Raw genomic sequence first — 12,070 nt, forward strand, 5'->3', positions numbered from 1 at the left:
ATTAATTAATTAAAATTTGATTTACAGATTTGAACATGATTGTGTTGATAGTTTTGTAATGATAAGTATGTGATTTTTAATATGGAGATTAGTGAGTTTAAGTATTTGGTATGTGGGGTATTGTTATATAGTTTTGGTCCATACTATATAACAATATCCCTTTAACCGTTTAATTATAGTTATTTTAGAGTTATATAACTTTTTCTAAATAATGAATATAATATAGCCAAAATAGCTATACCTATTATTAATCCATTAACAGATAAGTTTAATAATCCTCCTATTATAAATACCACACCCATTAAAGTTGTAGTTATAGCTTCAAACTGAATTGTTTTATCTTTGTCTATTTTTCCAAATCTTTTTGTAAGCCTTTCAAAGTATTCTTCTTTAAAAATTTTATTTTTAAATTTAATTTGGATAATTGAAAATATGATTGCTGCTACTCCAAGGAATATATATAAGTTGTTTGTATTATCCATAGTTGTCACTCCTCTTTTATATTAGTTTATATATTATATCATCTAGTTTAAAAACTTACTATAATTATATCCAAAGTCAAAAAATAAACACCACAGATTACTAATCTATGGTATTTATTAAGTCCAATGATTAAGCAAGAAATTTGCTATACTTTCAAATGGTATTTTTTCGTTTTTTAATAAACCTTGAACTACTAAACCATCAACTATAGATACTAGCAAAAACGATAGAGCTTCTGCATCTTTTGTACCTGTTTTTACAATTTCTGATTTTAAAGTATTTCTCCATTCTATGTATTTAACCTTAATTTGATTTCTTAAATGCTCATTACCCATTATTGCTTCACATAATACATACATGTGTATACGACCACGATCTTCTATTGTAGATATTTTTTCTAATATAAGATTTATCATATTATCTTTTGAAGTTTCTGAGTCGATACCTTGAACGCAGTTTAAAACTGCATTTGTTATGATGTCTAAATGCATATTAGCTATATCTGATATTAAATCATCTTTAGAAGAGTAGTGGTAGTAAAGCGTACCTTTACTTATATCTACAGCCTTAGCGATATCAGCAAGACTTGTGTTTTTTATACCGTTTTTAGTTATTAAATCTGTTGCTGTTAATAAAATATTTTCTTTCATATTGTTTGGCTTCATAGAATCGACCTTTCCTAAAAAACTACTATTTTGATAAAACAATTATAAACTTAGAAGAAAATGTTGTCAACAAAGTACAATTTTAAAAATTAATAATTTACAGAATTTTTAATCATTGACTTTTAAATGAAGTGAAGGTACAATTAAAATAAGAATCGGTCGCCCGACCGACTGAATAAAAATAGAAAATAATAAATTTAGACTGATAAATATAAATATATATAAATAAAGAGAGGGAATATATGAGTAAAATAAAAATAATAACAGATAGTTCATGTGATTTAAATAAAGATATAATAGAAAAATATAATATAGGGATAGTAGGACTTAATGTTTCTTTTGGAGAAGAAACGTATGTTGATGGGGAAATAGATAATGATACTTTTTATGAAAGAATGGCAAATGAAAAACAACTTCCAAAGACTTCTTGTCCATCGCCTGAAAAATTTGCGAATAGTTATGATTGTGAAGAAGAAGTTTTAGTAATTACTATAACTTCAAAATTATCTGCTACATATTCAACAGCATTACTTGCAAAGACTATGTATTTAGAAGAAAATCCAAATAAAACCATAGAAGTAATAGATAGTGAAAACGGATCTATAGGTCATGGGTTATTAGTAGTAAAAGCAGCTCAACTAGCAGAACAAGGAAAATCGTTAAATGAGATAATAGAAGAACTTGAAAAATTAAAAAATGATATAGTTTTCTTTGGCTCTCTTGAAACTTTAGAAAATGCTATAAAGGGTGGAAGAATAAATCCTTTAGCTGGTAAGCTTATAAATGCTTTGAACTTCAAGGTTATAATACAAATTACTGAAGGTATAGTTAAGCCGGTAGACAAAGCAAGAGGAGATAATAACTCTATAAAGAAAGTTGTTCAAAGTGTTTCAAGTAGGGTTTCTGAAAAAAGCAATAGAGTTTTAGCAATAGGTCATTCTAATTGCATAGAAAAAGCGTTGAAGGTTAAAGAAATGATGATTAAAGAAAATCACTTTGACGATGTAACTATTAGTGAAATTGGATCGGTTATGGGAACATATACATCAAAAGGAGCTATATTAATAAGTATTTTATAATAAATAGAGTATCTCATGAACTTTTTTATGAGATACTCTATTTTTATTAATATATTGTATATAGCTATATAAATCAATTTAATATAGTTTACATAATAATATTATAGAACTATATTGCAAATTTATATATAATATTTTTTCAGAGAAAACTTTTTTAAAATTAATTATTACTTATGCTTTTTAACATATTCATAAGCATCATCTATACCTTTAATAAAGTTTACATAATCTTGTTAAAGTGAAATTTATGGTTTATAACCACCTTCGTAGCCTGGAATATGATTTATATTTACGTCAGTTTCCTTTTTTATAAATAAAGGACTTAATCTTTCTTTCAAATGTAGATTCAATTAAAGTAATAGAGACGAAAAATACTTAATGATTTTTTTCATAACTTAAAAAAAGTAATCCCAGTAAATATATAGAGTAATTATAAATGATATTATTGTGTATATAAGAGATATGCAAAATGGAATGCTATTTAGAAATTTAAGAGTATATTTTTTGCTTAAATCCCAATCTATAACTAAGTATGCCCATGAATCACCTAAAAATCTATTGTGAATATTGTCGTCGGTAGAGAAAAAACCTATTAAAGCAGTAAAGAATAAACCTGTCATAAATGATAAATCAATAAAGCTAGCATTTATTAAATTACTTAAAAAATGATTTGAAAATATTAGTACAATTAAAGTTATAATAGCTACTAAAGCTTTTTTCAATATAAAACCTCCTTAAATTAATTTAATATAATTGTATTTATTTAAATATGTTTTTGCAACATAAAAAAGGTTACGAGTTTGCAAAGGTGAAATATACTAATATAACTTTAAATTGAGATATTAAAATAGATAATTTAGGGGGAGAAATAAAATATGAAAGATATTAAATTACTAAAAAATATAGTAGATATTTACAATATGAACGTAGATGAAATAAAAAAATTAAATATTGGTATTGAGCTTCAAATATTTCCGCAACATATACTAGATGATGATTATAGCGGTATAATAAAAGAATGCAAAGAGAAGTTAAGTAATATAAATAATATAATATCAATTCATGGCTCATCATTTGACTTAAACCCAGGAAGTACAGATAAAAAAGTATTAGAATTAACTAAGTATAGATATATGCAATCTATAAATATTGCAAAAGAAGTAGGGGCTAAGTTTGTTGTTTTTCATAGCCAACTAAATCCGTTAATAAGTGTTGATAAAATTAGAAAACTCAAACTTAATAATCAAATAAACTTTTGGAAAGAATTTTTAAATGACATCAGTGATGTAGATATAGTTATTTTATTAGAAAATGAATATGATGATAACTATGAAGAATTACTGAGTATAATAAAAGAAGTGAATTCAGAAAAGCTTAGAATATGCTTAGATACTGGACATACATTAGCATATTCCAGTATAAATTTAAAAGAGTGGGTAAGTGGGTTAAGTGATTATATAGAATATATTCATTTACATTATAATGATAGCAGCTTTGACAGTCACAATGAACCTAGTATTAAACAATTGATAGAGTTTAACGATATACTTAACAATGCCAACATAAATCCATATATATGTCTAGAATATGGAGTAGATGATTTAGAAGGTGGTATTAATAGAATTAAAAAATATTTGATATAAAATATAACAGGCTGTCTTAATAATACAATGTAATTTATTTATAGGTTACATATATCATTAAGACAGCCTATTTTTACGATAAAGGAATTTATGATTAACGAATATATATGAATAACTTATCGAGTATAGTCATACTAAGATATTACTGAAAGTAAAAAATGACATTTTGATCAACGTATGAAGTCGTTGGCGAAAGAAAGTAGTTCGTACACGTAGTGGATCAAGTGAAGTGACTTTTTTATAATAAATTATATTTTATTGTGAAAATAATGAAAACTTAGAATTATAGGTTACATATAGAATATTATGTAAATTGTTTTAGTTATTAAAAAGATGGTATATATAATATTGTTAAGAAAAATTAATTACTTGTACGGGAGGTATCATCATGAAGTTTAATAAATCATTAATAATAGGATTAGGGATTGTAATAGTATGTGGAGCTGGAGTAAGTTACTCTTTAGTTAAACATGATAAAGCAGAATACATAACAAAGGAACAAGCTAAAACTGTAATGTTAGAAAAAGTTCCAGATGGAAAAATATTAGAGTTTTCATATGATAATAATGATAGTTCACCAAAATATGAATCTCAAATAGTAAAAGATAATATAAAATATGAAGTAGATGTAGATGCGGAAACTGGAGATGTAATAAACTTTGAGCAAGAAGTTCTTAAAGAGAAAGATGCAAATGCACAAGCACAAAAAACTACAGATAAATTAATTAGTGAAGACAAAGCTATGGATGTAATGCTTAATAAAGTTCCAAAAGCAACAGTTAAGAGTTTTCATTTAGATAAAGATGGAAAAGATCCAGAATACGAAGGAGAACTTATAAAAGCAGATACAAAATATGAAATAACAGTAGATGCAAAAACAGGAGATATAAAAGAATTTAGTCATGAAAAAATGAAAGATAATTATGACGTAAATGATGATAAATATGGAGACATGGAATTTAATGACTAAGTAAAAAAAGTGTAGGTATCTAAAAATTTAGATGGTTACACTTTTTTTACTTACATATATAATTCTTTTTATTTGTATTTATATATATTATAATATTTAATTGTAATCATAATAATATGAAACAATTAACAAAGAATAATAGAATTATATAGGACGTAATAATATGCAAAAAAGGATAATAGTTTTGACAATTATATTTTTAATTGCACCGATATTAGGAACTTATAGTTATAGTGAAACAAAACAATTAACTAAAGAAGAAAAAATTGAAGATTTTAATTGTATGTACAATACTATAAAAAATGGATATCCATATTTAGGAGTAATAAAAAGGTGTAATAATTTAGATTGGTTAGCGAAAAAAGATATTTACATGAAAAGAATAGAAAATACTAAAAATGATGAGGAATTTACGGAAGAGTTATCTTCAATATTAGGAGAATTAGGAAATAGGCATACAGAATTAATTAACAATAGAAATAGGTATAAGCTTTTTAAAAAAGCGTACTCTAAAAATAATTGGTATGAATTTCTTGATGATGAAAAAGTAGTAAACAGATATAAACATATACAAAATGAAATAAAAATACCTGAAAATATGCTTTTGAAAAAAGAACTAATTTTAAAAGATGTAGTAAAGGGAGATATAGGATACATATATTTACCAGTTATGGCTTCGAAAAATGGGTCTATAAAGAAAGATTTAAGCATTATAAGTGACTATATTGATACACTTAACAAGCATAAAGCTCTAATAATTGATATAAGAGGTAATAAGGGTGGTAGTGATAGCTATTGGAAAGGTATCGTATCTAAACTTATAGAAAATGATATTGAAATAAATGGATATAGAATTTATAGAAATAATTGTAAACTAGTAAAAGATTATACGAAAAAAAGAGATCGAAAGTTATCACCTATTAAAAATTTACCTGAGAATGTAGTTGAAAATGCTCCCAAAGAAATATTAAGAGATTTTAGTGATTTTGAACATGTAAACTATGTTATAAAATCTGATAAAAACACAAAATTTAAAGGAAATATATATTTACTAACAGATGAAGACGTATATTCATCATCTGAAACATTTGCCATGTTTTGTAAAGATTATAAATTTGCAACAATAATAGGACAAACCACTGGAGGGGATGGTGGTGGATTAGATCCTATTTTAATTAAATTAAAAAATAGTGGATTAATCTTTAGAATGGCTAGTGGGATGTATTTAAATAAAGACGGAATTTGCAATGAAGAATACAAAACCACTCCTGATTTTAAAATAAAAAAGTATGAAAGAACACAGAATTTTAAAGGTGATAAGTGTATAAAAAAGGTTTTAGAGATAGAAGAAATATAACATAAAAAAAGTGTAATTATTTAATATTAAGTAATTACACTTTTTTTATATTTTAGCAATTATATTAAAGTGTAAATTCATAGATATACTTATTATATAAAGTTTAAAACTTAAATTCTGAAAAAATAAAAAATAAAGAAAATATAGACTATTACTATCCTTGAAGTTAATGATATAGAAAATATCTATATTTATTGAAATAGTATATTTAATTTAGTAGTATTAAAAAAATAAATTATATGGATTTTATGTGTTTTTTAGCATAAATATCTAATAATATTTATAAAATATAAAATTAACTAAAATAATACGGAGGTAAAAATGATATACAACAACATATTAGAACTTATAGGGAAAACTCCAATACTAAAATTAAATAATATACAATCAAATAGTAATAATATATATTTAAAGCTAGAAAAATATAATTCAGGTGGAAGTATAAAAGATAGAGCGGTCCTTGGTATGATTGAAGATTTAATAGAAAGAGGAGAGTTAAAAGAAGGAGATACAGTAGTAGAGGCAACTAGCGGGAATACAGGAATTGCATTATCTATGATAGGAAAAATTAAAGGACTTAATATAATAATAGTGATGCCTAGTTCTATGAGTAAAGAACGTATAGATTTAATGAAAGCATATGGGTCAGAGGTTGTTTTAACTGGTGAAGGGGGAATGAAAGCTTCTATAGATAAAGCATTAGAACTTGTAAATGAAAATGAAGACTATAAGTCATTAAAACAATTTGAGAATGAAAGTAACCCTAAAAAACACTATAATACAACTGCTATTGAAATATATGAAGATATAAAAGATATTGATATATTAGTATGTGGTATAGGAACTGGAGGAACGATAAGCGGAATTGGAAGGTATTTAAAAGAAATAAATAAAGATATTAAAGTTATTGGAGTAGAACCTGAAAGTTCACCTTTAATATCAAAGGGATATAGTGGAGGACATAAAATACAAGGGATAGGTGCAAATTTTATTCCAAAGAATTTAGATATGAATGTAGTAGATGAAATTGTTACTGTAAGAGATGAAGATGCTATGAATACTGTTAAATTACTAGGGGAAAAAGAAGGAGTTTTAGTTGGAATATCTTCAGGAGCAAATGTATTTGCAAGTATGGAAATAGCAAGAAAATATACAAATAAAAATATAGTAACAATAGCTCCAGATGGAATAGAAAAATATTTATCTATGAACATATTTTAATAAAGTATATACAATAATAGAAGTCTAAAAATAGGAGGGAAATATGTTTAAAAAGATAAATGATGACATAGAGTATATATTAGAAAATGACCCAGCTGCAAGAAGTAAATTAGAAGTATTTTTATTATATCCTTCGATACATGCGCTTATATCACATAGAATAGCACATTCTTTTTATAAACATAATATGTTTTTTATAGCAAGATTGATATCTCAAATCAATAGATTTATAACAGGTATAGAAATACATCCAGGAGCAACTATAGGAAGTGGAATACTTATAGACCATGGTATGGGAGTTGTTATAGGAGAAACTGCTATCGTTGGCAATAAGGTAACTATTTATCATGGAACAACTCTAGGTGGAACAGGTAAAGAAAGTGGTAAAAGACATCCTACAGTTGGAAATAATGTAATAATTGGAGCGGGAGCTAAAGTTTTAGGACCTATAACTATAGGTGATAATTCAAAAGTAGGTGCAAATTCGGTAGTTTTAAAAAATGTACCAAATGATAGCACTGTAGTCGGTATACCAGGAAAGATAATAAGTAAAAAGTAAGTTTAATTTGTAATTTGTGCAAAGAGATGACTATTAATTTAATAGTCATCTCTTTTTGTTAAGAAATTGTTACTCATAATTTAAAGTAGATAACATAGGTATAAAGTATATAGAGTTAAAATTTAATATTTAGTGGGAGCTAGTTAAAATGAAGTTAAATAAATATGATACAAACTATAAAAGTAAAAGACTACGTTTTTTAGTTTGTATATTATCGGTATTAGTTTTAATTTTAAGTTTTAAAATAATTAAATTAAAAACGATAGAAGAGCTTATGTGTTTTGAAACTAAAGAAAACACAGAAGATACTAAAGATAAAGAAACAAAGCCTGTCATGGGGATAAAAGAAGACTTTGTAAAATACTCATACAATGCATCTGAAGTTTTTAAAAAATTAGATACATATGATTACAGGAATCATGGAGAAAAAATAGTATTTCTAACTTTTGATGATGGAACATCTACAACAAATACACCAAAAATTTTAGATGTACTGGAAGCTGAAGGTGTAAAAGCTACTTTCTTTATAACAGGACAAACAATAGAAAAAGGAGGAGAAGAAGCTAAAAATTTGGTGAAAAGACAATTTGAAAGTGGGCATGCAATAGGTAACCACTCTTGGTCTCATAGCTATAAAAAGTTATATCCTAATAGAAAGTTAGATTTAGAAGCTTTTAAAGAAGATTTTGAGAAAACTGACAAGCTTCTAAAAGAGATACTGGGAGAAAATTTTGAAACAAGGGTCATTAGATGTCCTGGAGGAACTATGTCTTGGAAAGGAATGGATGAATTAAAAGGTTATTTACAAGAAAATAACAAAGTAGCAATAGATTGGAATGCTTTAAATAAAGATGCAGAAGGAAAACAAAAGAATGCAAGGGAACTTTATCAGGAAGCAGTTAAGACTTCAGAAGGAAAGGAAATTGTTGTTTTGTTGATGCATGATACTTATGGGAAGGAAGAAACTGTAAAAGCACTACCTAGTATAATAAAACATTTTAAAGACAATGGCTATATTTTTAAAACTTTATCATAAAAAAATAAGCTCTAGTAAATTAAATATACTAGAGCTTATTTACATTTATATAAGATTAAAATCTTATGTATTCTAATTCATTGGATATACTTATATTAAATATATATGAAAGAGAAACTTCGTTTAAGAATCTGTCTTTTTCTTCATCTGTTAGATTTATTAAATTAAGTTTTTGATGATAATACATAACAAATGCTTTTAAGTCGGATATATCATCAAACATATAATAGTTAAGACCATCATCTTCTATATTATATTTTTCTTTTACTATATTAAATATTGTTCTACCACCAAATAAATCTGCTAAATATCGAGTGTAAGCATGAGCTACTAATAAGTTTGGATCTGTTTTAGATATTTCATTCAATCTATTAACAAAAACTTTTGTTGAATCACAGATTTCTATAGAGTCTAAATTACCCTCTAGTAAAAATTTAGAATCTTTTAATAAAGATTCAGCTCTAAAAACTTCTGGAGTTATAAATTCTTTTAAAACTTCATTATCCTTATGTTTTTCTAAGTTTTCTTCAATTGCTTTGTAAACAAAATAGAGGTTATATATATACTCTCCATAAGTTTGTGTAGTGGCTTCTCCACTAATTAGTCTTTTTATGAACCCTGTATTTTCAGCCATACTATGTAATCTTTTAGTATTATTTTGAATGGCTTTTAAGAAATTCATATCCATAAAATCATCTTCTTTCTTTTAAATTGTGATTACATATTAAAAGAAATACCCAGCGTTATTGATTATAAACGTATAAGTGTGTTACAAATTTGAAATATCATATTAAGCAGGAATAATAGTATAATAAATATACTATAATCATTATAGAGTTAAATTAAAAGATAGGTGATAATGTGCAAGATTATAAATATATTAAAGTAAAGGAATTGGATAAATGGAAGGATAAGATGAAAAAAAAGCCTTCTATTGTAAATAAGGTATCAAAAGGAACTCAAAATAAAATAAATTCTATACTACCAGAAAACTATCACAATATAATTACTTCTGCTATTAAAAATATGACTAAGGTTGTTTTATTCGGATCTAAATATACTACTAAGAAGCCTATACTAGATATGTCATTAGAAGAAAGAGATAATTTAGCCTATGAAAAGATAAGGTTATATAAAAAGACTGCTATGATAGAAGGGGCGGGAACTGGTGCAGGAGGAATAATTATAGGGCTTGCGGATTTTCCGTTACTTCTTAGTATAAAGATAAAGTTATTATATGATATAGCGAGTATATATGGGTTTGATACAAAAGATTATAAAGAAAGATTATACATTTTAAATATATTTCAATTAGCTTTTTCTAGTCAAGATCATGTAAATTATATATTTAATAAAATGGAACATTTTGATGATTATAAAGATACTTTATCTAATGATATAAACGAATTTGATTGGAGAAACTTTCAGCAAGAATATAGAGATTATATAGATTTGGCAAAACTTCTTCAGCTAGTACCAGGAATAGGAGCTTTTGTAGGAGCATATGTCAACAATAAGTTAGTAGATAAACTAGGGGAGTATGCTATTTATTCATATCATATGAGATTATTAAATCCTAAAAATTATATTGTAGAAAAAGAAAGTTGGTTATCTAAACAATATAAATTTATTATTAATAGAAGCAGATTAAATAAAGAATAAAAGTTTTGAGTTTATATTTGAAAAATTTAAAAAATTATGATAATGTGTATTTAAAATTAAAATTTGGAGGAGATTATAATATGTCTTTTTTAAACAAGTTAGCTGGATATGGTTCAGTAGATAATTCTGCTGGAGATAAAATAAAAGAATATTTAATAGATGGAGAAGAAGTAATACAAGCATTTACTTTTATAAGAGATTCTGTAATATTAACAAACTATGGTATATACTTAATCGATGTTCAAGGTGTTAGTGGAAAGAAAGTAGAAGTTAAATTTTTCCCATCTAAAAATGTAAAAAGTATATCATTTGAAACTGCATCTACATTTGATTTAGATGTTGATATAAAAATAGGTGTAGATGGAAATACTACTGTAGGTCAAAATGGAATAGCATATAATGCACCTATATCATTTAAAGTTCCAAAAACACAATCTAGTGAAGCTAAAGAAATTGTAAAATTAGTAAAACAATATTATTTATCAAGATAATATGAGCTGTCTTAGTTAAGACAGCTTTTTACTTGCTCAAAAATAAAAGGATATTTATCATCTACATAGAATTAAACTTGTTTAATAATAATTTAAACAAAGGGATGTGAACTATATGAATCACAAGGGAACTAAAAGAATAGAAACAGAAAGGTTAATTTTGAGAAAATATACAATAGATGATACAAGTGATATGTTTAAAAACTGGGGTTGTGATGAAAAGGTAACTAAGTTTTTAACATGGGAGAATCATAAAGGAATAGAGGATACAAGAAAAATACTTAATATGTGGATAAATGAATATGAAAATATAGATAAATATCAATGGGCAATAGAATTAAAAAATATTAAAGAGGTTGTTGGAGATATTACGGTATTTAATTTAAAGAATAAGCGATTTTCATGCGAAATAGGATACTGCTTATCAAGTAAATTTTGGAATAGCGGAATTATGACAGAAGCACTCATAGGTGTTATAGGATATTTATTTGATGAAATTGGGTTAAATAGGATTGAAGCAAGACACAATGTTGATAATATTGCTTCTGGAAAGGTTATGATAAAAAGTAATATGAAGTATGAGGGCACTTTAAGAGAAGCAGGAAAAATGAAAGGTGAAAATCAATTTTATGATTTAGCAGTTTATTCAATTTTAAAATCAGAATGGAAAAGTTTAAAATTATAAAATTTTAATATATATTATAGTGCATTTTTAAACTATTTTAATCCATTTATAATTTTAGATGTATTATTTATGATACAATTATCATGGTAAAAAATGTATTTTTAAAATATGCAAATATAGAATTAAATAGGAGGGGCAGATGATTGAGGTTAGTAATTTATCTAAATCTTTCACTAGAGTAGTAAAAGATGATACAGATGGCAAAAAGAAAAGATTTAC

The 12,070-nt window shown here is 25.4% G+C and carries 14 protein-coding genes; 10 read left to right on the forward strand and 4 right to left on the reverse strand.

All coding sequences use genetic code 11. The features are described from left to right. Window positions 1–179: 179 nt before the first annotated feature. Together ACEXNK_RS09110 and ACEXNK_RS09115 are read right to left on the reverse strand one after the other, a co-directional pair. Window positions 180–482 (reverse strand): hypothetical protein, encoded by a 303-nt coding sequence (locus tag ACEXNK_RS09110; RefSeq protein WP_373599339.1) that lies wholly within the window; start codon window positions 480–482, stop codon window positions 180–182. Window positions 483–599: 117 nt separating this feature from the next. Beyond that, complete coding sequence (locus tag ACEXNK_RS09115) at window positions 600–1,148, reverse strand: TetR/AcrR family transcriptional regulator (protein WP_373599338.1); 549 nt, start codon at window positions 1,146–1,148, stop codon at window positions 600–602. Window positions 1,149–1,390: 242 nt separating this feature from the next. Here ACEXNK_RS09115 and ACEXNK_RS09120 point away from each other — a divergent pair, with 242 nt between their 5' ends. Further along, window positions 1,391–2,227 carry a DegV family protein gene (locus ACEXNK_RS09120; RefSeq protein WP_373599337.1) on the forward strand — a complete coding sequence of 279 codons (837 nt, stop codon included), beginning with the start codon at window positions 1,391–1,393 and terminating at the stop codon, window positions 2,225–2,227. A 395-nt stretch (window positions 2,228–2,622) separates the two neighbouring features. Here ACEXNK_RS09120 and ACEXNK_RS09125 read toward each other — a convergent pair whose 3' ends face one another. After that, window positions 2,623–2,949, reverse strand: coding sequence for a hypothetical protein (locus tag ACEXNK_RS09125; protein WP_373599336.1), 327 nt, complete (start codon window positions 2,947–2,949; stop codon window positions 2,623–2,625). A gap of 153 nt (window positions 2,950–3,102) precedes the next feature. On the opposite strand from ACEXNK_RS09125, the gene ACEXNK_RS09130 reads away from it, so the two are divergent. From ACEXNK_RS09130 to ACEXNK_RS09155, 6 genes are all read left to right on the forward strand, one after another. Further along, window positions 3,103–3,870, forward strand: coding sequence for a sugar phosphate isomerase/epimerase family protein (locus ACEXNK_RS09130; protein ID WP_373599335.1), 768 nt, complete (start codon window positions 3,103–3,105; stop codon window positions 3,868–3,870). A gap of 388 nt (window positions 3,871–4,258) precedes the next feature. Continuing rightward, window positions 4,259–4,840, forward strand: a complete 582-nt coding sequence (locus ACEXNK_RS09135) for a PepSY domain-containing protein (protein ID WP_373599334.1) — start codon at window positions 4,259–4,261, stop codon at window positions 4,838–4,840. Between the two features lie 163 nt (window positions 4,841–5,003). After that, complete coding sequence (locus ACEXNK_RS09140) at window positions 5,004–6,197, forward strand: S41 family peptidase (RefSeq protein WP_373599333.1); 1,194 nt, start codon at window positions 5,004–5,006, stop codon at window positions 6,195–6,197. Window positions 6,198–6,518: 321 nt separating this feature from the next. Further along, the gene (cysK, locus tag ACEXNK_RS09145; protein ID WP_373599332.1) at window positions 6,519–7,418 is read left to right on the forward strand and encodes a cysteine synthase A; all 900 of its coding nucleotides are present in this window, start codon (window positions 6,519–6,521) and stop codon (window positions 7,416–7,418) included. Between the two features lie 43 nt (window positions 7,419–7,461). Continuing rightward, entirely contained in the window at window positions 7,462–7,977 is a 516-nt protein-coding gene (epsC, locus tag ACEXNK_RS09150) for a serine O-acetyltransferase EpsC (protein WP_373599331.1), read from the forward strand. Window positions 7,978–8,125: 148 nt separating this feature from the next. After that, the gene (locus ACEXNK_RS09155) at window positions 8,126–9,013 is read left to right on the forward strand and encodes a polysaccharide deacetylase family protein (RefSeq protein WP_373599330.1); all 888 of its coding nucleotides are present in this window, start codon (window positions 8,126–8,128) and stop codon (window positions 9,011–9,013) included. A 55-nt stretch (window positions 9,014–9,068) separates the two neighbouring features. On the opposite strand, the gene ACEXNK_RS09160 is transcribed toward ACEXNK_RS09155, so the two are convergent. Further along, window positions 9,069–9,701, reverse strand: a complete 633-nt coding sequence (locus tag ACEXNK_RS09160) for a biliverdin-producing heme oxygenase (RefSeq protein WP_373601584.1) — start codon at window positions 9,699–9,701, stop codon at window positions 9,069–9,071. A gap of 173 nt (window positions 9,702–9,874) precedes the next feature. Here ACEXNK_RS09160 and ACEXNK_RS09165 point away from each other — a divergent pair, with 173 nt between their 5' ends. The 3 genes from ACEXNK_RS09165 to ACEXNK_RS09175 all read left to right on the forward strand — a co-directional run bounded on the left by ACEXNK_RS09165 (window position 9,875) and on the right by ACEXNK_RS09175 (window position 11,851). Then, on the forward strand, window positions 9,875–10,675 hold the full coding sequence (locus ACEXNK_RS09165; RefSeq protein WP_373599328.1) for an EcsC family protein: 801 nt from the start codon (window positions 9,875–9,877) through the stop codon (window positions 10,673–10,675). Window positions 10,676–10,755: 80 nt separating this feature from the next. Further along, entirely contained in the window at window positions 10,756–11,166 is a 411-nt protein-coding gene (locus ACEXNK_RS09170) for a PH domain-containing protein (protein WP_373599327.1), read from the forward strand. 115 nt (window positions 11,167–11,281) lie between these two features. Then, entirely contained in the window at window positions 11,282–11,851 is a 570-nt protein-coding gene (locus tag ACEXNK_RS09175; protein ID WP_373599326.1) for a GNAT family N-acetyltransferase, read from the forward strand. Window positions 11,852–12,070: the final 219 nt, after the last annotated feature.

The sequence above is a fragment of the Paraclostridium bifermentans genome (genome assembly GCF_964259345.1).
Lineage (GTDB): Bacteria > Bacillota > Clostridia > Peptostreptococcales > Peptostreptococcaceae > Paraclostridium > Paraclostridium bifermentans_B.